Source organism: Bacillus sp. AFS077874, from assembly GCF_002566505.1.
Taxonomy (GTDB): Bacteria; Bacillota; Bacilli; order Bacillales; family Bacillaceae_G; genus Gottfriedia.
The window spans coordinates 4,723-29,687 of the sequence record NZ_NUYF01000006.1 but is presented as its reverse complement, the minus strand read 5'-3'; the positions used below and the strand labels follow the sequence as shown (position 1 = coordinate 29,687).

General features: G+C 32.8%; 21 protein-coding genes and 1 pseudogene. 10 read left to right on the top strand and 12 right to left on the bottom strand.

Features of this window, described 5'->3' with window-relative positions:
• The first annotated feature begins 4 nt into the window (after positions 1-4).
• On the top strand, positions 5-139 hold the full coding sequence (locus COJ46_RS05085; protein ID WP_056467807.1) for a hypothetical protein: 135 nt from the start codon (positions 5-7) through the stop codon (positions 137-139).
• Positions 140-204: 65 nt separating this feature from the next.
• On the opposite strand, the gene COJ46_RS05080 is transcribed toward COJ46_RS05085, so the two are convergent.
• A complete protein-coding gene (locus tag COJ46_RS05080; protein ID WP_286133574.1) occupies positions 205-1,020 on the bottom strand; it encodes a putative protein N(5)-glutamine methyltransferase in 816 nt (271 codons plus the stop codon).
• Between the two features lie 246 nt (positions 1,021-1,266).
• Positions 1,267-2,508, bottom strand: coding sequence for a cation:proton antiporter (locus COJ46_RS05075; RefSeq protein ID WP_097976821.1), 1,242 nt, complete (start codon positions 2,506-2,508; stop codon positions 1,267-1,269).
• Positions 2,509-2,903: 395 nt separating this feature from the next.
• Here COJ46_RS05075 and COJ46_RS05070 point away from each other — a divergent pair, with 395 nt between their 5' ends.
• The 4 genes from COJ46_RS05070 to COJ46_RS05055 all read left to right on the top strand — a co-directional run bounded on the left by COJ46_RS05070 (position 2,904) and on the right by COJ46_RS05055 (position 7,612).
• A complete protein-coding gene (locus tag COJ46_RS05070; protein ID WP_097976823.1) occupies positions 2,904-3,617 on the top strand; it encodes a DUF421 domain-containing protein in 714 nt (237 codons plus the stop codon).
• A gap of 334 nt (positions 3,618-3,951) precedes the next feature.
• Complete coding sequence (locus COJ46_RS05065) at positions 3,952-5,412, top strand: spore germination protein (RefSeq protein WP_176522553.1); 1,461 nt, start codon at positions 3,952-3,954, stop codon at positions 5,410-5,412.
• A complete protein-coding gene (locus tag COJ46_RS05060) occupies positions 5,409-6,521 on the top strand; it encodes a GerAB/ArcD/ProY family transporter (RefSeq protein ID WP_176522554.1) in 1,113 nt (370 codons plus the stop codon). The genes COJ46_RS05065 and COJ46_RS05060 overlap by 4 nt, the downstream gene beginning before the upstream one ends.
• The gene (locus tag COJ46_RS05055) at positions 6,518-7,612 is read left to right on the top strand and encodes a Ger(x)C family spore germination protein (RefSeq protein WP_097976828.1); all 1,095 of its coding nucleotides are present in this window, start codon (positions 6,518-6,520) and stop codon (positions 7,610-7,612) included. Before COJ46_RS05060 ends, COJ46_RS05055 begins: the two co-directional genes overlap by 4 nt.
• Positions 7,613-7,770: 158 nt before the next feature.
• Here COJ46_RS05055 and COJ46_RS05050 read toward each other — a convergent pair whose 3' ends face one another.
• The gene (locus tag COJ46_RS05050; protein ID WP_097976883.1) at positions 7,771-8,202 is read right to left on the bottom strand and encodes an Lrp/AsnC family transcriptional regulator; all 432 of its coding nucleotides are present in this window, start codon (positions 8,200-8,202) and stop codon (positions 7,771-7,773) included.
• Between the two features lie 153 nt (positions 8,203-8,355).
• Between COJ46_RS05050 and COJ46_RS05045 the strand changes: the two genes are divergently transcribed.
• The 3 genes from COJ46_RS05045 to COJ46_RS05035 all read left to right on the top strand — a co-directional run bounded on the left by COJ46_RS05045 (position 8,356) and on the right by COJ46_RS05035 (position 10,831).
• Positions 8,356-8,937 carry a beta-class carbonic anhydrase gene (locus tag COJ46_RS05045; protein WP_097976830.1) on the top strand — a complete coding sequence of 194 codons (582 nt, stop codon included), beginning with the start codon at positions 8,356-8,358 and terminating at the stop codon, positions 8,935-8,937.
• Between the two features lie 33 nt (positions 8,938-8,970).
• Complete coding sequence (cynS, locus tag COJ46_RS05040; RefSeq protein ID WP_097976832.1) at positions 8,971-9,414, top strand: cyanase; 444 nt, start codon at positions 8,971-8,973, stop codon at positions 9,412-9,414.
• A 136-nt stretch (positions 9,415-9,550) separates the two neighbouring features.
• Positions 9,551-10,831, top strand: coding sequence for a purine/pyrimidine permease (locus COJ46_RS05035; protein ID WP_097976834.1), 1,281 nt, complete (start codon positions 9,551-9,553; stop codon positions 10,829-10,831).
• A gap of 141 nt (positions 10,832-10,972) precedes the next feature.
• Here the strand turns inward: COJ46_RS05035 and COJ46_RS24385 are convergent, their stop codons facing one another.
• Complete coding sequence (locus tag COJ46_RS24385) at positions 10,973-11,146, bottom strand: hypothetical protein (RefSeq protein ID WP_176522555.1); 174 nt, start codon at positions 11,144-11,146, stop codon at positions 10,973-10,975.
• A gap of 159 nt (positions 11,147-11,305) precedes the next feature.
• Positions 11,306-12,709 carry a MocR-like pyridoxine biosynthesis transcription factor PdxR gene (pdxR, locus tag COJ46_RS05030; protein ID WP_097976836.1) on the bottom strand — a complete coding sequence of 468 codons (1,404 nt, stop codon included), beginning with the start codon at positions 12,707-12,709 and terminating at the stop codon, positions 11,306-11,308.
• A 119-nt stretch (positions 12,710-12,828) separates the two neighbouring features.
• On the opposite strand from pdxR, the gene COJ46_RS05025 reads away from it, so the two are divergent.
• A complete protein-coding gene (locus tag COJ46_RS05025; RefSeq protein WP_097976838.1) occupies positions 12,829-13,755 on the top strand; it encodes a DMT family transporter in 927 nt (308 codons plus the stop codon).
• A 442-nt stretch (positions 13,756-14,197) separates the two neighbouring features.
• Here the strand turns inward: COJ46_RS05025 and COJ46_RS05020 are convergent, their stop codons facing one another.
• The 3 genes and pseudogenes from COJ46_RS05020 to COJ46_RS25335 form a co-directional block, all read right to left on the bottom strand.
• Entirely contained in the window at positions 14,198-14,980 is a 783-nt protein-coding gene (locus COJ46_RS05020) for an ABC transporter permease subunit (RefSeq protein ID WP_176522556.1), read from the bottom strand.
• Positions 14,973-15,248 (bottom strand): DUF4162 domain-containing protein, encoded by a 276-nt coding sequence (locus COJ46_RS05015; RefSeq protein ID WP_176522557.1) that lies wholly within the window; start codon positions 15,246-15,248, stop codon positions 14,973-14,975. The genes COJ46_RS05020 and COJ46_RS05015 overlap by 8 nt, the downstream gene beginning before the upstream one ends.
• Positions 15,249-15,320: 72 nt before the next feature.
• Positions 15,321-15,389 (bottom strand): annotated as a pseudogene (locus COJ46_RS25335) (hypothetical protein); the annotation flags it as partial.
• A gap of 150 nt (positions 15,390-15,539) precedes the next feature.
• Here COJ46_RS25335 and COJ46_RS05010 point away from each other — a divergent pair.
• Positions 15,540-15,923 (top strand): TetR-like C-terminal domain-containing protein, encoded by a 384-nt coding sequence (locus COJ46_RS05010; protein ID WP_286133575.1) that lies wholly within the window; start codon positions 15,540-15,542, stop codon positions 15,921-15,923.
• Between the two features lie 1,078 nt (positions 15,924-17,001).
• Here the strand turns inward: COJ46_RS05010 and COJ46_RS05005 are convergent.
• From COJ46_RS05005 to COJ46_RS04985, 4 genes are all read right to left on the bottom strand, one after another.
• Complete coding sequence (locus COJ46_RS05005; protein ID WP_097976845.1) at positions 17,002-19,083, bottom strand: transglycosylase domain-containing protein; 2,082 nt, start codon at positions 19,081-19,083, stop codon at positions 17,002-17,004.
• Between the two features lie 979 nt (positions 19,084-20,062).
• Positions 20,063-21,256, bottom strand: coding sequence for a sporulation protein YhbH (gene yhbH / locus COJ46_RS04995; RefSeq protein ID WP_097976849.1), 1,194 nt, complete (start codon positions 21,254-21,256; stop codon positions 20,063-20,065).
• 323 nt (positions 21,257-21,579) lie between these two features.
• Positions 21,580-22,482: an aldo/keto reductase gene (locus tag COJ46_RS04990; RefSeq protein ID WP_097976851.1), complete on the bottom strand. Its 903-nt coding sequence runs from the start codon at positions 22,480-22,482 to the stop codon at positions 21,580-21,582.
• Between the two features lie 103 nt (positions 22,483-22,585).
• Complete coding sequence (locus tag COJ46_RS04985) at positions 22,586-24,481, bottom strand: PrkA family serine protein kinase (protein ID WP_097976853.1); 1,896 nt, start codon at positions 24,479-24,481, stop codon at positions 22,586-22,588.
• Positions 24,482-24,965: the final 484 nt, after the last annotated feature.

Genomic DNA, 24,965 nt, shown 5'->3' with positions numbered 1-24,965 from the left:
GCACATGAGTAAAAAATCATCTGGAAGAGGACAAAAGGCTCCAAGTGTTAATCCACAAGGATACGGAAAAGACGTTGAATTTTCAACTGAGCCTCAAAGTGAACTACAGAATTTAGCAAAAAAGTCGAACAAAAAATAAACTTTGATACTAAAAACAACCAGAGTAACCCATAACGAGGCTACACTGGTTGTTTTTAATTAATTCTATAATGGCGGTTTTGTACCAATTACGACTGTGGCGTCCAAATCATTATCGTGTGCTAACCCGGCTATTAGTCCACACTGAGTAAAAATTTCAACTGTTTGAGGAGCCTGAATTTTACTCGTCTCTATTAATAAATGCCCGCCTGAAGCTAACCAAAAAGACGCATTTTCTGCCACTTTCCGATGAATATCATTTCCATCCTTACCACCATCAAGTGCCACTTTTGGTTCATATAGCCGTGCCTCCTGAGGGAGAGACGTTATTGCCTCAGTTGGAACATATGGTGCGTTCGCTACTATAATATCAACATTCCCAAGTAATTGAGGTGGCAATGGATTATAAAGATTACCTTCATATACAAGACCACCTAGTTTAGAAACATTACACTTGGCACATTGAACTGCAGTAGAATCAATATCGACCGCATACAACGAAACCAACCCTACTGCCTTGGAAATCGCTACACCTACTGCACCAGAACCACAACAAAGATCAACCACTTTGACACCAGGTACAGACAATTCAATAGCCATTTGAGCAAGAAACTCTGTCCGACGGCGAGGAACGAAGACGCCTGGGACTACCACAATCCTATCACCATAAAACTCCGCCCAACCTAGGATGTATTCTAATGGTGAACCAGTTACTCGAAGATTTACCATTGTTAAAAGTTCTTCAAAAGTATTAGCTTCAGAAATGAGAAGCTGAGCCTCTTCTTCTGCAAAAACGCAACCGGCGTTCCGAAGTTGCTCGATTATACTAATTTTTATTTGATCACCACTATAAATTTCATTTTGTTTTATTATTAATCCCACCCAATCTTTATAAAAGTGTTTATTATTGGGAGTTCGTTATATATTGTAAAATCCCTTTTTCAACTTTGATACAAATAGTTGGGGATGGTCCTTTCTACTCTATACGTAGATGCTTACTCGTATTACGCAAAAACAAAATAAAAAGACTTAACCGTTGTAGTCCTGGAAAAAAGCAGTTAACAATGTTTAAGTCTTTTTATAAATGATCTATTTTAGTTATTTATTTATCAAAAATCTTTTTGTCGATTACTGTCTGACTTTTTCTTTATTTTTTATATACATTATAACTTTTGGAATACTCAAACCTTGAATCAGCAATGAAAACACTACATTTGTATATACAATTAGCAAGATGTTTTCTCTATATGGGAATTCAGCTGGTAAAGTCAGGGCAAGTGCAATTGACAATGCACCTTTTAACCCACCCCAGTTAATCAGGAACTTTTCATTATTTGTAAAGGTTTTCCTATTTAGCAGACTAATATTTACTGCAATTGTTCTAGCAATTAATACAATCAATATCGTTATGAAAGAAACTTTCCAATTTGAAAATACATCTAATCGATAAACTACTAAACCAATTAGTAGGAATAAAATTGTATTTCCTACAAACGATATGATGTCCCAAAAACTGGCTATATAATCTTCGGTTACCGCACTCATCCCAATTTTCTTTCCATAATTGCCAAACACAATGCCTCCAATTACAACTGCAATTACGCCACTTCCATGAAAATGCTCTGATAATAGATAACTTCCATAAAAAAGTAAGAAGGACACCATTGTTTCAAGAGGGTAATTATCTACGAAACTAATCATGTATGATGCTAAAAATCCTAAAATTAACCCTATAACTGTTCCGATCAGAACAACCTTGAAGAATAATAAAAAACCAGCCCCTATTCCTGATAATCCCATGTTAATGTAACTTAATAGGAATACAGTAGATATTTTAAAAAACACAACTGCTATTCCATCATTAAACAGGCTTTCGCCTTCTAAACTAGCTGCAATACTTTTCTTTACATTGTAAATCTTAAACATTCCCATAACCGAAATAGGATCAGTTGCACACATTAGAGAAGCAATCGTAAAAGATACTACTACTGGTAACTTACAAATATAAATCAAAGCAACAGCAACAAGTACAAATGTTATGAATGTACCTAAAAGAGCTAAACTTAGAATTTCATTTTTATATTTTTTAATTTCTCTATATTCAAACTTCATCGCAGCCTCTCCAAGAAGCGAAGGTAAAAAAAGACCAAGAACGATTAATGAAAAAGTCTCGCTTTTGGTAAATAGGTCGGCAATTTTATCTAAAAAGTCAATATTCATAAGTCCAATTACTAAACCAATAATGACTAGAAATATTGTATAAGGTTTATTTAGTTTATTTGCAGCCAACCAAGATATCACACCAATTAAGAGTAATATTAAGAATTCTCCTATAATCACGTTTGAAACTTCTAACAATCCGTGTTCCATATAAAACTCTCCTTAGTCTCTCCCAAAAATCATATGAAATAGAATTTAATTTAGTTATTTTCTTAACTATTTATCTGTTTATAGTTAAGCTAATTTACTATTATTAGGTTAATAACATTTTTACCAAGTAAGGTAAATTTATGTAGAAGTAAAAAGGGCATTTAAGTGTTTAATTACTTAAATGCCCGCTTCTTTGATTAACAGCCATACTAATTAGAATACAGAATCATTTAGACTGCTTATTAGAAAAACATAAGTAAAAATACCTTTCACCCGGATTAGTATTGATTCAGTTCGATAGATACTTGATAAAAGAATCTACATTTACGTATTATCTATTTCTTTTATGCAAAAATATAGTAAGAATAAAAATTAAAGGTGAAGGTAATGAGGTAATGATTGGAACAATTGATGTCATAATTCGAACTCTTTCAGCATTTATTTTACTTATTTGTATTACCCACTTATTAGGAAAACAAACAATTTCAAAGATGACTTACCATGACTATATTACTTCTATAACAATAGGTTCTATTGCAGGTAATTTAGCGTTTAATACTTCTATAAGATTTAGTAACTACATAACTGCATTAATCATTCTTTGCACGTTTTTATTCCTCGCTACTTTAGTTTCATTAAAAAATAAAAAAGCTAGAGCCATCTTCAATGGAGAACCTACTGTTGTTATACAAGATGGAAAGATCCTTGAAAAAAACATAGAAAAACTAAAAGTTACAATGGATTCATTCAATCAAGCATTAAGAAGGAGAGATATATTTGATATAGATGAGGTAGAATTCGCTATTTTTGAACCTGATGGCCATTTATCTATATTAAAGAAACCGTTATATCGTTTTGTAACTAGAGAAGATCTGGGAATTTCTAGTCGTTCCAAATCTGATTTCCCTATTGAAATCATTATGGATGGTCAAATTATTGATGAAAACATCACTCAAAACAATTTAACTAAGGCATGGATCTTCAATGAAATTGAGCAGCGAAGTTTGAAATTAGCTGATGTTTCATATTGTGTTCGCGGGACGAATGGGCAACTGTATTTTGATTTATACAAAGATCAGATTAATTCGCCTGTTGATATAGAGGAATGAATATAAAGAATCGGTAACCTCATTTGAGATTACCGATTTTCATGTTAATTTTCAGATTAATTTAGACTAAGAACTCTAACTCACCTTCTAATGTTTAAAAACTAGTTAAAAATCAGCTATGAAAAGATTGAAAATAACAACTTAAATTAAAAAGGTCTAATAAAATACCTCCACTAGCACTAATGCATTCTATATTATTATGACAATCAAAAATAGGGCTCTCACGTGTCAGTTAATCTGACCTATGAGATACCCTTTTCTTTATTTTCTTATTCTGACCAATGAATATGTTTTTCTATTTTACAAACAATACACGATAGGAGGTGGAATATTATTGAAAACGAAACAAACAATTACAATTTCTAAAGACATTAATACTAATTTAGAAAAAATAAAAGAAGAGTTTTCGAATGTTTTTGATTTTAAAACAAGAAAGATAACTTTCAATGATAGACCACTATGTATTGCTTTTATTGATACCATTTCAAATAAAGATATTATTAATGAAAAAATTATTAAAGTACTTTTAAATATAAAACATGGAAATATCATGACTGATCTACCTGTTTCAACTATTTCAACAACTAATTGTTTGAACGAAATACAAGGGGCTCTTACGAATGGAAATACGGTATTGCTAGTTGATGGTTCAAATGAAGCCTTTATCATAGATACTGTTTTATTCGAAGTGAGATCGACAAGTGAGCCTACAAATGAAAAAGTTATTTCAGGTTCTCATGACGGTTTTGTTGAGAGCCTTAATAAAAATATTAATTTTCTAAGAAGTAGAATTAGAAGCACTGATTTAAAAATAGAAGTTTTACCGATTGGAGATCCTAGTACCAATGTTGGAATTTTATATTTAGATAATATCGTAAATAAAGATATTCTAGAAATTGTTAAAGTCCGGATTAACTCTATTCAACTTGAAAATAACTTAACAACTGGTAAGCTAGAAGAATTTATTGAGGATAGTTCACTTTCACCATTCCCACAAATTCTAGAAACGGAGCGTCCTGACCGAGTTATTTCAAATTTATTTGACGGGAAAATTTGCGTAATAGTTGAAGGAAGTCCAACAGTTTCAATTATGCCAGCTTCTTTTTTTACGTTTTTCCAAACTCCCGATGACTATAATGGTCGAGTTTTAATTGGTACTTTTCTAAGACTCATTAGACTATTTTGTTTTTTTCTCTGCATTACTTTACCTGCAGTTTATATAGCAATCGTTTCATTTAGCTATGAAATTCTCCCATATGAACTAGTATCCACCATTCAAAACAGCATTGAATACGTACCATTTTCTCCATTTGTTGAAGCATTAATTATGCAGTTGTTCTTGGAATTATTAAGGGAAGCGGCAATTCGTCTACCTAGTCCGATTGCACAAACTATTGGTATTGTAGGTGGCCTCGTTATTGGTACTGCAATTGTTGAAGCAAATTTAGTATCAAATACAATGACTGTAGTTCTTGCAATTACAGCAGTTGCTTCATTTGTTATTCCTACACATGAAATGAGCTTTTCACTTCGACTATTAAGTTTTCCAATGATTATTTTGGCCTCAGTCTATGGATTTGTAGGTATTGTATTCGGTTTAATGCTTATTTTTATTCATATTGTAAAGCTCGAGTCGTTTGGTACTCCATACTTTTCACCGCTTGCACCGATTCGAGTTAAAGATCTAAAAGACGCATTAATTAGAGTGCCAAGCTGGAAAATGAAAACAAGACCGACGAATGCACAGCCTATTGATACTATTCAATCTAAAGGAATGAAGGGATGGAAAAAATGAAAATTAAGAAAAACGAGACCATTTCATCCTTTCAATTATTTTTTTATTTGGTTATCGTACAAATGAATGTTGGAATATTTACACTACCAAGCTATTTATATAAGGAAAGTGCTCATGATGGATGGATTTCTATCTTATTTTCTTGTTTATTTTCAATTAGTACTGTATTTCTATACTCATTTTTACTTAAGCGATTTCCAAATTTAACTATATTTGAAATTTGTACATTTTTTTTTGGTAAGTGGATTGGCGGAATAGTAAAGGCTTGTTATATTTTGTATTTTTTATTTACAGCCTATTTAATTAATCAATCTTATCTATTTGTTTTTAGTAAATGGGTTTTTCCAAACTCACCAACTTGGGGTATCCTCCTCCTCCTATTGATCATTGGAGTTTACTTAGGGAAAGAAACCATCCGAACACAGGCCCGATTTTTCCAGTTATCTTTTTGGGCGTTTTTAGTCATTTTCTTTTTTAGTATAGAAGCATTTCAACAGGTGGATTTTAAATATTTATTACCTATTGCTCATGTTAATTTTTCTCATATTTTAAAAGGTAGTTATCTATCTTATTATTTCTTACATGGCTTTGAATGCCTTTTAGTGCTCTACCCATTTGTAAAAGAACCTCATAGTAAAAAAATAAAAAGTACCATTTTTTCTATATTGTTTATTACGATTATTAATCTTTTCACTGTGATTTTATGTTTTGCATTTTTTAGTGATAAGGAGATGAAGTCAATCCCAGAACCAACAATCTATTTGTTTAAAACATTATCCTTTTTCAAAGAACTAGAGCGACTAGATTTACTATTTCTATCAGTATGGTTTATCATAATTGCCTCTTCTTATGTGTCATATTTAAACTTAGCTAATGTTGGTATTTCAAACTTATTAGGAAAAAATCAAAATCATACTTCATCCGTACTTACAATTTGTATAGTAATCTTTTTAATTGGCAATTTAATACCTACTGCAAAAGGATTTTTTGAAACTTTACTTAAAATTTTATCTTTTTCAAGTTTTATTTTTATACTTGCAATTCCGACGTTTGTATTATTCATCTCCCTTCTATTTAAGATTAAAAGTAAGGAAGTTAATTTGTCATGAAAAAATATTATTCTATTCCTTTTTTACTAATCTTTTTATTAACAGGATGCTGGGACCAGCACTCATTAAAAGACTCTGCACTAGTACTTGGCGTCGGATTTGACCAACTTCCAAAAGACAAGGTTAAAGGAACAGTAAGCATAAGAACTAGCATTTCGAAAGGTGACCAAACTGAAAATATCAATTATCAGGTCAGTGAAGAGGGCATATCGATAAGAGATATACGTAACAATATTGATTATCAAATACCTGGAAATTTTTCATCTAACAAACTACTAGTTATGCTTTTAGGCGAAGATCTTGCAAAAAATAATTTGTATCCTTATTTTGATAATTATTTCCGATTTATACGAAGCACGCTAACTTCAAGAGTTGCAATTGTAAAAGGACAGTCTTCTAGCATCATTGAAATGAAAACATATAAAGATATTTTTATTAGTGAATCACTTTCAGAAATGCTTGAGGCCGCTGAAAAAATTTCTGTTATTCCAAAAGAGACCCAAGAAACTGTTTACAAAAAAATGGATGATCCAGGTACTGATTTAGTCCTACCTTATTTAGAAAAAATAGACGATGAAACAATTAAAATTAAAGGTGTGGCACTTTTAGAAAACAATCGATTTACTGGGAAAGTACTAAATAATAAACAGTCAAAATTATTGTTATTACTGAAAGACAAAAAAAGTAATACGATGAGTTTGACGGTACCTTTGGGGAAAAATAATGGGATTGTTTCTTTTAAAGTTAAAAGTATAAAAAGAAACCTACAAATCAAAAACGGAAACGGACCAAAAGTAAAAATTGATTTAAAATTAAAGATTGATTTAACTGAGTATACTGGCGCAGATCTAGCTAGTAATATCAAGAAAAGAGAAGTAGAAAACAAAATTGCTAAAAATATCGAAAAGGAGCTAAAAGAAGTAATTAGCATTCTTCAAGAAACAAATTGTGATGCATTAGGGATTGGTAGATATATAATGGCTTATCATCCGGATACATGGAAGAAGATAAATTGGGAAAAGGACTATTCAAAAGTGCCCTTTGAGGTCAATACAAAAGTAACTATGTATACAAGTGGTATTATTTTATGAATGCTAAAACAAGTAAAGTTTAGCATTCATTTATTACATTACAAAACCAGAAAAGCCCTATATCGGGCTTTTTTTGGTTTTGCTTGGTTCAATTCATACTTCATTTCGATCTATGGTCCCGTTCATAACTTTTGATAGTTAACAAATAAAAATTAGCTTTATTTTAGCTTTCCTATTGATAAGTTAACACGATAATTCCCGTACTCTAATAGTCTTTCTAGAAATGTATCCAATTCTTCATTCGAAGAAAAATGCGTTTTTAATAAATAGCATCCTTCACCACTTGTACGATGTACCTCAGAAACTGCTTCTTCTTCTTGAAAGAAACTCTTAAACGCTTGATGATTAGCCGTTTTTACGAACACAGTAACAAATGCAGTGACGATTTGTCCTAATTTGATTCGGTTTATCGCAATTGTATATTGTTCAATAATCCCTAAATCCTCTAGTCTTCGAATGCGATTTCCTACGGCCTGCCCTGTCATATGTATTTTTTGACCAAGTTCTTTCCATTGAATTCTTGAGTGTTCTCCTAATAATTTTAGTATCTCAAAATCTGTTTGATCAATGATATAAATCAATCCTTTCATCATGAAAGTAGAAAGTCAGATAGTGTTTCGTCAACTTATTCTGCTTATCGATACAATTCACTATACTTAGTTTATCCTCTTACATCACATTACTAAATACCTAGAGGATGCAACATAGATATACATTTAAATTTAAAGGTGGTTACAAACAATATGCTATTACAAGAAATTTTAGCGTACAATGAACAATTTGTACAAGACAAGGAATACCTACCTTATGAAGCAACAAAAATACCCCAAAAACGAATGGTTGTTGTCACTTGCATGGATGCTCGTTTAATTGAGCTACTTCCAAAAGCTTTAGATTTACACAATGGTGATGCAAAAATCATCAAAAATGCGGGTGGTACGATTACAGATGCCTTCGGTAGTATCATGCGAAGTGTTGTAACTGCTGTATATGAATTAAATGCAGAAGAAATTTATATTATTGGACACCATGCATGTGGAATGAGCCAAAGTAATCCAAAAGGAACACTTCAAAAAATATTGGACCGTGGAGTATCTTCACCAGAAATTTTCTCAGCGATCGAATATGCTGGAATTGATCTTGAAAAGTGGTTATTTGGATTTGATCATGTCAGCGATTCAATACAAGCTAATATTGATTTAGTAAGAAATCATCCATTTATACCAAAAGACATTCCTGTCCATGGTTTAGCTATTGATCCTCACACAGGTAAATTAGATTTATTAGTAGATGGATATAAATCACTAAATGACGTTCAAAATTAAATAGTATTACTAAATGAAAGGAAGTTAATCGATATGAATAGAAATGAAGCTACGCAAAAAATTATGGAAGCAAAAATTGCAAAAGGTTTAACATGGGAAGAAATTTCAAAAGTAAGTGAGAACTCTGAGACTTGGGTTGTAACAGCATTATTAGGACAAGCTACAATGACTCGTCCAGAAGCAGAAAAAATGGCTGAACTATTAGAGTTAGATGAAGAAGTAGTTCAAGCATTAACACTCATTCCACATAGAGGTGCTGCAATGCAAATGCCGCCTACTGACCCAATCTTATATCGTTTATATGAAATGTTATTAGTGTACGGACCAACTATTAAAGAATTAATTCAAGAAAAAATTGGTGAAGGCATCATGAGTGCAATTGATTTCGAACTAGGTGTAAAGAAAAAAGAAGATCCAAATGGTGACCGTGTAATCCTAACACTTAATGGTAAATTCTTACCATATCGTAAGTGGTAATTTATTAAAAATATTTATCTATTAAATTAAAATAAACTTACACTATATAAACCTTAGAGATCCACCTTTTTAATCTACCACTATAGAAAAGATGGATTTTTTCTATAAGGTTCTTTTTTCAGCAAGGGAGATTAATATGAATAATAAATATTTTGATACTAGCTTTAGTATCCTACAGTGGTTTGTGTTTCTATTAGCCAATGCAATTGCATTGCCAATCATAATTGGTGGCATATTCCATTTATCAATTGAAGACATCTCAACTTTAATGCAGCGTACTTTTTTAGTTGTGGGAGTGAGTTCATTTTTACAAGCATGGTTAGGGCATCGTTATCCCATTGCGGATGGTCCAGCCGGTTCATGGGTAAGTATATTTGTCATATTAGGTCAAGTAGCTATGCATCAAGGACAAAGTGCAAAAGATGTACTACAACTTTTAGAAGGTGGATTGATTTTCGCAGGTCTATTACTTTTCATTCTTGGGATAACAGGACTTGTGCACCGAATTCTACGTTTATTTACCCCTTTGGTTACCGGAACATTTCTTTTAATCTTAGCTCTTCAGCTTAGTGGTGTATTACTAAAAGGCATGATGGGATTACAAGGAACTGTAACTCAACCTAATTATACATTAGCTACTATTGCACTCTTTGTTTTTGCCTTTATTACTTTTTTATCAATTAAAGGAAAAGGATGGATGAAAAGTTACGCTGTGTTACTTGGAATTTCAATTGGTTGGCTTTTGTATGCTATATTTGGAAAATCGTCCCATCTTCCTTCTCATACATCTTTAGTTAAGTTTCCTGAAGTATTTGCTTGGGGTATGCCTAAGTTAGATATTGGAATTACTCTAACTGTCACTTTATTTACATTCCTTTTAGTTGCAAATACAATTGCCGCTATTTCGGCTGTAAAACAAGTGGCTCCGTTATCTAACGAAAATGAAAGACAAACATTGAACCGCGGTATATGGGTCGGAGGTATATCACATGTTTTCACGTCGTTGTTCTCTACAATTGGCGTTGTACCATTACCTGCATCAGCAGGATTTATTCAATTAACAGGTCAAAAAAAAGTAAAGCCATTCCTTATAGCAAATCTCATATTAGCTGGGATTTCTTTTATTCCCTCTTTTGTCAGCTTGATATCCTTGCTACCAGGTCCTATTGCAAATGCCGCACTTTTAGCAACATTTGTCCAAATGATCGGCATTTCATTTCAATCGATTTTACGTGAAGAATTAAATCAACGGCGATTAACGATAGTAGGAATTTCATTATTAATTAGTTTAGGAATAATGTTTCTTCCAGAAAGTGCATTTAGCGGAATACCATCTACCTTCAAATATGTTCTAAGTAATGGATTACTCGTAGGTACTATGATTGTTATTTTACTAGAACAATTTTGGAAGGAATGATTCTTGATAAAAAAACAGAAAAACCCTATAAGGGCTTTTCTGTTTATATGATTAGTTCTATAACATTCCAATAGGCCAAGAAAAATAAAGATAAAAAAAGCATACTTCTCTAATTATCGTTAGTATGCATACTTATATTTATTAGTGCTTTAACATATATCCCCAAAGTAATAATGGTGTAATAAGAAAAGTGTAAAGTACTATTTGTAAAACAATTATTGGTTTTATTTCTTTAAAATCACTTACCCAAAACTTAGAAACTATCGCATATAATGCTAATTCTATTACTGGTCCAAATACAATTAACCATTTCATTTTAAAAATATTGCTCCTTTTAGAAATTCTAAGATGCATAGATTAAATTCTCACTCTAAAATTATAACACAAAATAGAATAAATTATTTTACAAAAACAAAAAATCTGAAGTATTAGATAAATGTTCATTTAATGTCCGTTTTCCCTATTGACCATTTTTTATTTCAATATTTTGAACCATGAATTGTATAGCAATCGAATAGCCTCTTCAATCTCAGCCTCTGATAAAATAGCAAATCCAAGTAAAACTTTATTTTTTGGCGTATTCCCTTCGCTATAATACATTGAGACTGGATATACTTTAATACTATTTTCTGCCGCTCTTTTTATTAACTCTTCTTCTAACATTCCATTGTGAACCTTTAATAAAATATGTAAGCCAGAATCTTCTCCTATCACTTCCACTTTATTAGAAAAGTACCTTTCTATAGTCGAAACAAGTACATCTCTCTTTTTTCTATATACAACTCGCATTTTATGAATATGTTTTTCCCAATGTCCTTCGTTTAAAAATCTTCTAATGATTTCTTGATCGATTCTCGAAACACTTTGTGTGTAGAATAAATATTGTGATTGATACAATTTAATTAGCTGTTTTGGCAACACCATGTAACTCATACGTAATGATGGGAGTAAAGCTTTAGAAAATGTACCCATGTAAATTACGTTTCCCTCTGTATCAAGCCCCTGCAATGCTGGAATTGGTTTTCCAGAATAACGAAATTCACTGTCATAATCATCTTCAATAATATAACGTCCGTACTCCTCTTGTGCCCATTGTAATAGTTGTGCTCTTCTTTTAATTGGCATAATCATTCCACAAGGAAATTGGTGAGACGGGGTAACGAAAATAACTTTCGCATTGCTAGCTTCTAACGCTGCAATACAAATCCCATCCTCATCAAGTGGGATCATTTGAACATTTTCTTCTCCCTTCTCAAAAACAACCAACTTCCGATGATACCCTGGATTTTCAACTGCAAAATGCTTTCCCTTTAGTAATTGAAACAAGATTCTTATTAAAAATTGGGTTCCGGCTCCTATGACAATTTGACTCGATGAACATCTAACACCTCTTGATTCATATAAATATTTCGCAATCTCTTCACGCAAGTTGGATTCACCTTGTGGATGACCAAGGAATAGAAGTTCCTTATTTTCTTGTTGCCATACTTCATTTGAAATTTTCCGATAGACAGCGAATGGAAATGTCTTTGGATCTACACCCGTTTGTGTAAAATCATATTTATATATCTGTTCTTCGTATAATACTTCCTTAACGAATTCTCTTTTTTTCTCTGTAAGCATCATTTGCTCAATTTCACATACAAAATACCCCTTACGTGAAACGGATTCAATATACCCTTCTGCCAGAAGTTGTTCATATGCCGATTCAACTGTATTTTTACTCACTTCTAAATACATTGCTAACTTTCTTTTTGCTGGAAGCTTCGCCATAGGAGGGATTTTTCCACTTCTTATTTCTTCTTTTATATACCCATATAACTGTACATATAACGGTATTTTTGACTCAATATTCAAATTCGGTGTTATCTCTAACATGAAATCTGACCCCCTCGAAAAATGAATTATTGATACTTCTTATAGTACCAGAGGTTATATATAATTCTTTTTATCATGTAAATCAAATAAAATCAATTTTTGAAAGGAGCATCATGATCATGCAAAACAGCAGACGTCTTGGACTATTTATGATTCTTACAGGAGCTACTTTATGGGGATTATCCGGTCCATTAATTCAGTGGTTTTTTCAACGTACGACAATGTCATCTATCGACTACTTAGTAATTCGCCTCTTACTTGCTGGAGTCTTTATTTTATGTTTCTTACTTACAAAAAAACAAAATATATTTCGTATTTGGCAACAACCAGTTTATCTATTACAACTTATCATTTTCTCTATTCTAGGAATGCTTGGCGCACAATATGCTTTTATCGAAACTGTGCATATTAGCAACGCTGTGACCGCTACTCTATTCCAATTTTTAGGGCCAGTTCTCATTACTATATATGTTGCAATACAGCATAAAAAACTGCCTTCTACTATGCAGGTGCTAGCAATTTTCTCTGCACTGATCGGCACATACTTTATTATTACAAACGGATCAGCCCATAATATTGTCATGTCTAAGGAAACTATTTTATTCGGACTGTTAACAGCTATTGGTTTTACCTTCTATACACTTCATCCTACTTCCCTTATTCAACAATGGGGGACGACTCTTATTATCGGCTGGGGTATGCTAATTGGAGGTATTGTATTATTTATTTACAATCATTCATTTGAATGGAAACAATTTTCACAAACCTTTACGATGTCAACATTCTCTATGCTGATTTTAATTATTTTAATAGGTACACTTTCTTTTCTTCTCTACATCGGTAGCCTAAAATATTTATCAGCAACAGAGACTAGTATTTTATCTAGTATTGAACCACTTGTAGCAACTATTGTTTCTATTACTTGGCTAAAGGAATCTTTCGGAGTATACCAATTACTAGGTGGAATATGTATCGTCATCGCAGTTATTTTCTTAACAATGCCAGAAAAAGAAGCAAAATCCACATTCACAACTGAACAAATATGATGCCAAATGTAAAAATCTTTATGATAAAAAACAGAAAAACCCTATAAGGGGCTTTTCTGTTTTTCATTTGCTCTATTCATTTTATTCTATTGTCCAGCGATTCACCATTTGGCTAGTTTATATAATTCTAGATAGTATGAAAGGTTTAAATTTATCCCACTTTTGGATTCTTAACCAATTAACTAAATTAGTTGTTTGTTTCACTGTATTTTTTCTTTTTGCATTTATCTGGAGTAGTTCTTTTGCAAACATAAAATAGACTGTCTTTATCTGTATTCTATAATTATTTACAAGTACTAGTTTTGCAGCAGGACAAAAAGCTAATTTGTTAGGTGTATGATAAGGCATAGTTTTTTGTGCGTTTTAAGTTTTCGAGTTAGCTCGACACCTAAGTGCCAAACCAATTCTTAATCCCTATATTTTTCAAAGGTTAAAAGGATATTTACAATGGTAGATCTTTTCGTTTAAAGACGAGTATCCCAATTAAATATAGGACAAGTGCTAACCCAACAAGTATGATTAATTGAGCACCGTAGCTTCCACTTTGAATGATTGCATTGGAATCGTAGAGAGTGATAATAGTAACATTTTTAAGGATTTCCAGACTGTCATTCATACCAGAAAGCATATTCGTAGCAAAGAAAAACACCGTTAATCCTGCACCAAGGGCAAGGGAATGGCTTGAACGGTTGAAAAAACAAGATGCAAAAAAAATAATACTGTGAATTGCTAAATTCAATATCAAAGACCCTAATGTTAGAATGAAGAATTTCTCTAATGGTAACTCACCAGGCTGGACTAACTCTGACACACCGTATCCTACAACAAATATTAGCCCAAACATTACCACAAGTGTAAAAATAGAAAATATGATGCTTGTAAAAGTGTATTGAGTTCTTGTGATAGGAGATGACAGATGAAAGGCCATGCTACCTTTATCTACTTGATCGGCTATTAGCTTATTTCCAATAGTAACAGAATAAATCATGGCAAAGATGAGGGCGAAATTCCCAAAATATTGATTTGCTATAAAAGCAATTAAGGTTGTTATATCACCTAAAGGATTAACAGGAGCATCTATGCTAGCTTGTGCAATTTCATGCATGGTTTCCGGAGTGAATACACTCATCACAATCCCGATTAACAGGGATAATACTCCTGCAATGATAGAAAATATTTTTATATTTGATTTAACTAAGTGAATAAATAAAGACTTTTTAAACATGGTCATGCTTCTTTCCTTTATAAAAATTCATAAAATACTCTTCTAGAGAGTTCTTCATTTCATGAAACGATGTTACATCTCTTTTAGAAAGAGAACGTATTAGTTCGTTAATTTGATTGTCTTCTATTTCCACCATGACCTGCAAACTGTCCTTTTGAATCTCGCTAATAATAAACCCTTCTTCTTGAATAGATTGAAAATCATATAGTTTTTGAAACTTTATTTTAAATGTTGTCTTATCAAATTGCTTAAAATCCTGTTCATTCATAACTGAAATTAACCTACCATGCTTTATCATGGCAAGACATTTAATTTCACCACGCCATTCCTTCTTTATTTATCCGACAACGTGGCGAATTGTCGTTGTTTTTCCCGCACCGTTAGGACCTAGAAAGCCAAATACCTCACAACAAAACAAAATATAATAGATGCCTTCTGGGAACTTTATTGCACTAAGCGAATAGAGAAAATAACAATAAAGGAAATTACAACGAGAGCTGGATATAATCGATCTACATTTTATGAGTACTTTACAGATGTTTATGATGTCCTGGAGCAAATGGAAAACACATTGATTTCCAGGCTACAAGAGTTGCCTATGCAGCAACTATCTTCTCCAGGTGATCCATTCCCGTTTGAAGCACTTGTTAGCATGTATTCACACCACAGCAAATACCTTGTGGTACTACTTGGAGATCACGGAGATCCAGCATTTCAAGGCAAAGTCAAAGGCAGCATGAAGCCGATAATAAAAGAAATTCTAGTTTCAAAAGGAGCGAAAGATAGCTTTGAACTAGACTACACACTGGAATATGCTTTATCAGCTATGATTGGTATCCTCAGCTATTGGTTCAACCAAGAAAAAGCACCATCGCTCGAAAGCTTGATGGTGCTAATAACGGAGCTTTCTAGTGAGGGAGTTATGAGGAAATTAATAGGATAAAGTTGAGTGGCATTTCATTTTTGGGATAGTGAATCCGTATGTTAAAATGTAGTAATTTAGAAGATAGCATGCAATTGAGCGCCAATATACTTCTACTAATAGATGGCGTTAATTGAACAACAAGCAACATAGTTGTTGTAGTAAATGAGGTCATTTGTTGTATAAGAAAGGATAAATGAATACAGGCATTTAACCTTGTCCATCTATCCTCTCTTTGCCATATAAAACTTGTAACATTTTACTTATTTGAACAACCAACTAACAGTAACAAAGTAACCTAAATCAACAAGGTAAATTATTCTTATAACCCATCTCCTTAATCAAATAATATGTTAATTTTTTATTTATAATAATTTTCCCTTCACTACGCACTAACGAATAACTCGTATATAACTAAACTGTCAAACAATATTAAATAAAAATTAGCAATGGGCTGCCAAACAGGCTTTTGATCAAGATTTTCGTCAATAATACTTTTATTGAAGTATTAGAATTAACTGGAAAACAGTGTCATGAGCATATTAATAAAAACTTTTAAAAATAGGACCTAAAATTGTCCTATTACTTATAAAACATATTATTCAATTATAAAAACACGAACTTATTTGTGAATTTTTTCACTTAAACTAATCTGCCATTATGTTGAATAAAAAAATCGACTAATCAGCCCATCTTGTTGTTCACTAATGCACTATGCGTTAGTTCAATAATATTTATTTTCTTCTCAACTCTTTTAAGATTTGACTTAAATAAAAAACGATCAGAATCATACAAATTGATACTACTAACTCCATAGTTTAAATCCTCCACATTATATTGTTTATTAAATTATCTTTTGCTTCGAAACACACGTCAATTGGGTTATTTTTTGTGAAAAATATCACATCATTTACAGATTACTTATTTCACTAAACTGCCATTTTGTTGAATAAGAATCCTATCTATCCCATTGATTAAACTTTGTGTATTTATGATAAAAAAACAGAAAAACCCTCAATGGGGTCTCTCTGTTTCTCACTTTCTACGAATTTTATATAGATTTACTAAACTCTACTTTTATTTATGTCGGATCGCTTCTTTAGCCCTTCCATTTTTTACCTTTTTCTTTTCCATTTCCATGTCCTTTTCCTTTATTTTTATGCTCCTTCTTTTCATGCTTGTCTTCTTTCCAACCATCATCTTGCTCTTTCTCTTCTTCTCTATACATTTCCTCTTGTTTCTTTTTCTTTTCTAATTGTTTTTTATAATTCTTTCCAAGTAGTGGTAGATCGAACTTATTGGGCGGAATTTCCTTTCCAGATTTCAATATAATTTCTTTAAATATTACAGTCGCGGTTTGACTACTTGATGATGTCAAATAATGACTTTTATCTGTTTTATCATAGCCTAACCATACTGCCCCAACGATGTTTGGAGTATATCCTACAAACCAATGGTCTTTTGCTCCGTTTTCAGTGGAAAAAGGCAGCTGAGTAGTTCCTGTTTTACCTGCAATATCTCTGCCTGCTATTTGTGCTTTAACTCCTGTTCCCTCTTTGACAACACCCTTGAGCATAAATGTAATTTTTTGAGCGATGGATGCCTCGGTCACCCGAGTTTGTTTTTTATTCCATTTCCCAATCGTCTCTCCATCTGCATTCTCAATTTTTTGAATCGCATGTGCTTCTACCATAATGCCGTTATTTGGAAAGGCGGAAAATGCTTGAGCCATTTTTAAAGGGGATGTTCCTTCATTCATACCTCCAAGAGCTAGACCAAGAGTCTGATCTTTTTTATCTAATGGAATACCAAAACGCTTTACTGCATTTATCCCATTACCTAATCCTATTTTTTGTAATAACCAAACAGCAGGTACATTATAAGAGTGGATAAGTGCGTCATACATCGTAACTTCTCCATGAAATTGATTGTCAGAGTTTTGAGGTTGATAGCCATTGATATTAATAGGATGATCTTCTAAAGTATCAAAAATATCATATCCTTGTTCCAACGCTGGAGTATAAGTTGCCAATGGTTTCATTGTAGACCCAGGCTGACGTTTTAATTGAGTGGCACGGTTATATTGCCTGAAAGTATGCTCACCACGTCCGCCAACAAGAGCAGTAATACCTCCTGTTGAAGGGTTAATTAGAATGGCTCCGCTTTGAATGGTTTGATCAGACTGACTTTTAGGAAACATATTGTTATTTTTATACACATCTTCAACAGCATTTTGAATGGCAGGATTCAATTCGGTATAAATATGGAGTCCTCCCGAAAGAACCTCGTTTGGTGTCAGATGATATTTATTGATCGCCTCATCAATAATATAATCTACATAATATGGATATTTACCTTGGTAATCTTTATTTTTCTTATCTGCTAATACAATTGTTTGTGCCTTAGCCTTCTGAGCTTCACTTTGACTAATATAGCCTTCATTTTCCATTAATGACAGCACAGTATTTCTACGATTAATTGCTTTATCGAAATTCTTAAAAGGCGACAGGTTAGAAGGAGCCTTAATGATTCCCGCTAACATCGCTGACTCGCTTAATGTTAACTGATTCGCATCTTTCCCAAAATACACTTGAGCTGCACGCTGAATACCCCAAGCACCTTCTCCGAAATAGATCTGATTCAGATAACGCTCTATAATTTCATCTTTCGAGTATACTCGTTCAATCTTTTTTGTCAAAATCAATTCTTTTAACTTTCTTGTATAGGTACGCTCTTGAGTTAGAAAAGCATTTTTGGCTAACTGTTGCGTGATTGTACTTCCGCCTGCAACAATTTCTCCACTTACTAAGTTTTTAAGTAGCGCCTTTGCAATCCCGAAATAGTTAATACCATTATGCTTGTAAAAGCGTTGATCTTCTGTTGCAATAACGGCATGTATCATTTTTGTTGGAATTTGCTTTATGCTGACTCCCTCGATGTTCGAAACTGAGATTTTACTTGCGACTTCTCCTTTTTGATCAAAGATGATTGTCGGCTGCGGTGCAGGATCTTCCAATTTACTCACATCACTTGTCCAAATCAAGATATTCATAATAAATAAAAAGCATACAGCTAACGCTGCGACTATCGATAATATTTTGAAAAGGATGTCTTTGGAAGATAAACGGTTCCATAGTTTCTTTGATAATTTTCTTTGCTGTCTTCTCTCTATTCTCCCCACACTGTTTTCCCCTTTGTAACTGTTTGTCATTTATCTGTAAAAATGCTTATCATTTGCTGGATGGTACATCCAATACTCTTCTTTATCCTATCCATCTTTTTTGCTTCGTTAATTCATAGAGGGATAACATAAATAAAGAAGAGCTATCAACGCTATTTACCCTTATAGAATAAAAGCTTCTATTAAATCTAATTTACTTTCTTTGATTCGGTCTTCTCATGAACAATACGTACATACCGTACTAAAGAGGAATTGATCAAACTAAACCCTTTTTCATTTTTCACAAAAAAATAATCATACTTCAACAGTTTACTCATCACTTCAAGCCGAATCTCCTCAATGGTAACTTCTAATCCTTGGGTTACATTTTCCCATTTTATAGAGGATTCACAAGTGTAACAAACATAAAGTGTTTTCGAGTATATCTTCCTTTCTTTCGCTCCTGTCTTCACAAAAAAAATACCCTTTTTCATCGGGGTATTTCACAGTATACTGCTATCTTCGTTTACATAACTTTTATTTTATACTAGCTATGTTTTTATTGTTTGATTTATCACAATTATACAAGGTGTTGTGATATATATCACTAACTAATAAAAGGAAAAAGCTAACAACTACACTTATCGTGTTACTTCTCTAATTGATGAAATGATGGAATTTCAAGATTAATTTACAGATTAAGGTGGGCTTATGAAATTACCAGAAGCTTTTGGGAATACTCATCTGTTCAGTACAACCCTGTTTATAATCACACATGGCTTTTAATATGTACCCCGATTATTCCAATAAAAGGAAAACTCCATTCATTTTTTTAACAATATTGCTCAACTATACTGTAATTATGTTGAATAAAGTCCTTTCTATGCCATTCATTAAACTTAGTATTCATGACAAAAAAACAGAAAACCCCTCAATGGGGTCTCTCTGTTTTTCACTTTCTACTAATTTCGCACGCCATTTAATTCTCCATACCCGCTCTCTATTTTGCTGCCTTCTCATGCTCCTGCTTGAAAAAGCTCTTCATAGAATGGAACACATCTGACTTTTGCTTTAGAATATAATAGCGAAATTTCTCGTCATTTATGTTTTTATACGCGGACATTAGCGTACTGTGTCGATTGTATTGGTTTACTTCTCCGTATCCGAACATATTGCTCACTTTCATTAATTCTTGAACTAATTTTACGCAGCGAGCATTATCAGATGTTAAATTATCTCCATCAGAGAAGTGGAATGGATAGATATTATATCTTTCAGGAGAATATTTGTATTCAATCACTTCTAAAGCTTTTCGATAAGCAGATGAACAGATCGTTCCTCCGCTTTCTCCTTTTGTGAAGAACTCTTCTTCTGTAACTACTTTTGCTTCTGTATGGTGTGCGATAAACTCGATATCAACTGATTCATATTTTGTTCTTAAAAATCTAGTCATCCAAAAGAAGAAGCTTCGTGCCATATACTTTTCCCATAAGCCCATACTTCCGCTCGTATCCATCATTGCGAGTACGACGGCTTTAGATTCTGGTTTTCTAATTTCATTCCATGTACGGAACTTTAAGTCTTCTGGAGAGATCGGATAGAATGATGGCGTACCACTCATAGCATTGCGTTTAAACGCTGACATCATCGTACGTTTTTTATCAATGTTACCCATTAACCCAGTTTTTCTAATGTCATTAAATTCAATGTTTTCTACTGTATTTAAATCTTGTTCTTTTCGTTTTAGATCAGGTAATTCTAACTGACTAAAAAGAGCTTCCTCTAATTCCATTAGTGAAACCTCTGCCTCATAATAATCTTCACCTGATTCTTTGCCTGCGCCTTGCCCTTTACCTGCACCTTTTTGTGGCTGGCCTCCTTGAGAACCATCTCTTGCCACTACATCGCCAACTTTACTGTCTCCAGTACCCTGACCAACGTGTTTATTTTTATCGTAGTTGTATCTAATCTTATACTCATCTAGTGACCGAATTGGGATTTTTACTACATCGCGCCCGTTTGACATAATGATGCTTTCTTCTGTGATCAAATCTGCTAAATTCTTTTTAATCGCCTCTTGTACCTTTTCTTGGTGGCGCTGTTGGTCGTCGTGTCCTTTACGATGGAGGGTCCAGTCTTCCTGTGAAATGGTAAAATTATGCTTTTGTTCATGTTCATTATTTTCATTACTCATTTTCTTTCCCTCCCTTACTTGTTTTGATTTATTTGTAAAAATAAAAAAATCGTCACACAGTAATACACAATTGCATAAACTATTTCGGTAGGTGATTTTCTACCCTTTTTTATGGATTACTCTATCATATGCAGAAGGACACAATAATTGACAATGTTTCTTCTAAATTTTACACCCATTTTTTCAGAAAATAGGACGAGTCCTTAAAAATAAATATATTTATATATTAATTCCAATAAACTTTTGCCTTTAACTATATGTAACAATACTTAAAAAAGAACAAAAAAAGTGGAAAACTAGTAAAAAGTTTTCCACTTTTTTATTTAAGGTAAATTATGCCCCATTCCAGCTACGTAAATTCGTAGCCATTGTTCCGCTGACATACTTAACTTTGTAGACTCAACTGCTGTTTTAACACGTTCAATTTTACCAGATCCTACGATTGGCATCATTTTAGCAGGATGAGCTAATAACCATGCGTACATTACTTCGTCGATTGAATTTGCGCCAATTTCACTAGAAATCTCTTCAAGCATTGCTCGAACTCGTACCGCTGTTTCAGACTGACTAGTAAAAATTTGTCCGCCAGCTAATGGGGACCAGATCATTGGAGCAATATCTTTTTCAAGTAATAAATCAATTGTTCCCTTTTCAAAATGCTCTAATTGCATTGGAGAAACTTCAATTTGATTTGTTACTAAAGGCATGTTTAGATATGCTTGTAATGCGTTAAATTGAGATGGTAAAAAGTTTGATACCCCAAAGTTGCGTACTTTTCCTTCCAAATGAAGTTGATTAAACGCTTCTGCGATTTCCTTTGGATTCATAAAAGGATTTGGTCTATGTATTAAAAGTAAATCGATATAATCTGTTTGTAGATTTTCAAGAGAATTATTAACACTCATAAGGATATGCTCCTTACTAGTATCATAATGATTCATTTTAAGTTCAGGAAACTTTGATGACTTTAACTTTATTCCACATTTTGTAACGATTTGGATTTTTTCACGAAGCTCTGGTTTTAGCGCTAAAGCCTTTCCAAAAATTTCTTCACAAGTATAGCCACCGTAAATATCGGCATGATCAAATGTTGTAATTCCTAAATCAATACATTCTTCTATAAAAGTGACTAATTGTTCTGATGTCATCTTCCATTCAGATAAACGCCATAATCCATGAATAATTTGTGAAAACTCAAGATTTTCAGCTATTTGAATTCTTTTCATCTACACTACCTCATCCTTCTTTTTAATCATTATCATCATTATAGGATAAACATTATTAATTGCAAAAGAAAACGGCTATCTAATAGATAGCCGCTTAAACAATTTATCGGTTAAGTAATGAGCCTACGTAGCGTAATAATTCATTTGCTGATGTTGAGTTATAACCATATTCATCAACTAATCTGCTGACAACGTCATTGATTTTCTTTAATTGACGCTCGTCAGGAGTTTTTGTGGACGTCGTAATCTTCACAACATCCTTCAAATCCGAAAAAAGTTTCTTTTGGATTGCTTCTTTTAATCTTTCATGTGAATTATAATCAAAACGTTTGCCTTTCCTTGCATATGCAGAGATTCTAATTAGTATTTCTTCACGGAATGCTTTCTTTGCATTCTCAGATATACCAATTTGTTCTTCAATCGAACGCATCAACTTCTCATCTGGATTCATCTCTTCACCTGTTAAAGGATCACGAAGCTTATTCTTATTGCAATATGCTTCTACATTATCAAGATAATTATCCATAAGTGTTTTTGCAGACTCTTCATATGAATATACAAAAGCTTTTTGAACTTCTTGTTTTGCAATATCATCATATTCTTTTCTTGCGATAGAGATAAAATTCATATAACGCTCACGATCTTCATTAGAAATAGATGGATGTTGATCTAAACCATCTTTTAATGAGCGTAATACATCCAAAGCATTAATTGAAGGAATCTCTTTTCGAATAATTGTAGATGAAATACGGTTAATGACATATCGTGGGTCGATACCATGCATACCTTCATCTAAATATTCTTTCTTCAGCTCCTCTAAATCAACAGTGTTATAGCCCTCTACCATTTCACCATCATATAGACGCATCTTCTTAACTAAATCAATATCTCCTCGTTTTGGTTCTTTTAAACGAGTAAGAATTGTAAACATTGCTGCTACACGTAAAGTATGTGGAGCAATATGAACATTTGAAACATCACTTTCAGAGATCATTTTTTGATAAATTCTCTCTTCCTCACTAACTCTTAAATTATACGGAATTGGCATTACGATTATTCGAGAATGAAGTGCTTCATTCTTCTTATTATTAATAAAAGATCTGTACTCTGTTTCATTCGTATGAGCAATGATTAATTCATCCGCAGAAATCAATGCAAAACGCCCTGCCTTAAAGTTTCCTTCCTGTGTCAGGGATAATAAGTGCCATAAAAACTTTTCATCACATTTTAACATCTCTTGGAATTCCATCATTCCACGGTTTGCTTTATTTAACTCACCATCAAACCGGTAGGCACGTGGATCTGACTCTGATCCAAATTGAGCAATTGTTGAAAAATCAATACTTCCTGTTAAATCTGCAATATCTTGAGATTTTGGATCAGACGGGCTAAAAGTACCAATACCAACTCGACGATCCTCTGATAAGAATACTCTTTCTACCATAACATCTTCTATTCTTCCACCAAACTCTTGTTCAAGTCTCATTAAGTTTAAAGGTGAAAGATTTCCTTCAATTCGAACTCCATATTCATTGAAAAAATCATCTCTTAAATGGTTAGGAATTAAATGCAATGGATCTTCATGCATTGGGCAACCTTTAATAGCGTAGATTGCTCCTTGATCAGACCTTGAATAATTTTCTAAGCCTCTTTTTAACATCGTTACCAGTGTAGATTTACCACCACTTACAGGACCCATTAATAATAAAATACGTTTTTTTACATCTAATCTCTTGGCAGCAGGATGGAAATATTCTTCCACGAGTCTCTCTAATGCTTCTTCTAATCCATATAGGTTGTTATTAAAGAAACTGTAGGTTTTTTTACCATTCACTTCTTCAATACCTGCGTCTTTAATCATATTATAAATTCTAGAATGTGCAGTTTGTGCAACCAATGGCTCCTCTTTTAACATTTCAAGATACTCAGCAAAAGTGCCTTCCCATTTCAATCTTTGTTCCATGTCCCGGTGCTGCTCAAGTTTCTTTAAAATATCCATGGACAAGTACCTCCTTCTTCTCATCTGTAAGAGAGATTATTAAAGGATATGCAAGGATGTCCGTACTCATGCTATATCTTTGAGTAGGAAAATATATTTTATCGAAATTCAATTCTCATAATTTTACTTTCATATTTCTATGTTTTTTTTGTATAATAAGGTTTAGGGTGTTGGGAATTTTTCAATTGGGAGGATACATACTGATGAGACTAGTATTAATTTTATTAGTTACAGCATCATTCTTAGCAGCAATTTTCACAGGCGGCTATAATGACAAACCTGGACTGAAAAACAGATAATTTTTTTTTAAGGATGCTTCTAGACGCGGATCTTAATTTTTATTTAGACCGTTCTAATGGAAGCATCTTTTTTTATTTGTTCACTCTTTGATAAAATCTTAATTTAAATAAAAAAATCACCATTTATATGGTGACTCAGTGTGTAGACAAATTACAAAAACTTGAGTTTCAGACTGATTGCAAGC

What these genes read in the sequence shown, in the direction of transcription:
- COJ46_RS05055 (WP_097976828.1), top strand. Translation starts at nt 6,518, where the DNA reads ATGAAAAAATATTATTCTATTCCTTTTTTACTAATCTTTTTATTAACA.
- COJ46_RS24385 (WP_176522555.1), bottom strand. Translation starts at nt 11,146, where the DNA reads ATGAAATGGTTAATTGTATTTGGACCAGTAATAGAATTAGCATTATAT.
- COJ46_RS05010 (WP_286133575.1), top strand. Translation starts at nt 15,540, where the DNA reads ATGGAAAACACATTGATTTCCAGGCTACAAGAGTTGCCTATGCAGCAA.
- COJ46_RS05070 (WP_097976823.1), top strand. Translation starts at nt 2,904, where the DNA reads ATGATTGGAACAATTGATGTCATAATTCGAACTCTTTCAGCATTTATT.
- COJ46_RS05085 (WP_056467807.1), top strand. Translation starts at nt 5, where the DNA reads ATGAGTAAAAAATCATCTGGAAGAGGACAAAAGGCTCCAAGTGTTAAT.
- COJ46_RS05050 (WP_097976883.1), bottom strand. Translation starts at nt 8,202, where the DNA reads ATGAAAGGATTGATTTATATCATTGATCAAACAGATTTTGAGATACTA.
- pdxR (WP_097976836.1), bottom strand. Translation starts at nt 12,709, where the DNA reads ATGTTAGAGATAACACCGAATTTGAATATTGAGTCAAAAATACCGTTA.
- COJ46_RS05060 (WP_176522554.1), top strand. Translation starts at nt 5,409, where the DNA reads ATGAAAATTAAGAAAAACGAGACCATTTCATCCTTTCAATTATTTTTT.
- COJ46_RS05075 (WP_097976821.1), bottom strand. Translation starts at nt 2,508, where the DNA reads ATGGAACACGGATTGTTAGAAGTTTCAAACGTGATTATAGGAGAATTC.
- COJ46_RS05025 (WP_097976838.1), top strand. Translation starts at nt 12,829, where the DNA reads ATGCAAAACAGCAGACGTCTTGGACTATTTATGATTCTTACAGGAGCT.
- COJ46_RS05035 (WP_097976834.1), top strand. Translation starts at nt 9,551, where the DNA reads ATGAATAATAAATATTTTGATACTAGCTTTAGTATCCTACAGTGGTTT.
- COJ46_RS05020 (WP_176522556.1), bottom strand. Translation starts at nt 14,980, where the DNA reads ATGTTTAAAAAGTCTTTATTTATTCACTTAGTTAAATCAAATATAAAA.
- COJ46_RS04985 (WP_097976853.1), bottom strand. Translation starts at nt 24,481, where the DNA reads ATGGATATTTTAAAGAAACTTGAGCAGCACCGGGACATGGAACAAAGA.
- COJ46_RS05045 (WP_097976830.1), top strand. Translation starts at nt 8,356, where the DNA reads ATGCTATTACAAGAAATTTTAGCGTACAATGAACAATTTGTACAAGAC.
- cynS (WP_097976832.1), top strand. Translation starts at nt 8,971, where the DNA reads ATGAATAGAAATGAAGCTACGCAAAAAATTATGGAAGCAAAAATTGCA.
- COJ46_RS05015 (WP_176522557.1), bottom strand. Translation starts at nt 15,248, where the DNA reads ATGAATGAACAGGATTTTAAGCAATTTGATAAGACAACATTTAAAATA.
- yhbH (WP_097976849.1), bottom strand. Translation starts at nt 21,256, where the DNA reads ATGAGTAATGAAAATAATGAACATGAACAAAAGCATAATTTTACCATT.
- COJ46_RS04990 (WP_097976851.1), bottom strand. Translation starts at nt 22,482, where the DNA reads ATGAAAAGAATTCAAATAGCTGAAAATCTTGAGTTTTCACAAATTATT.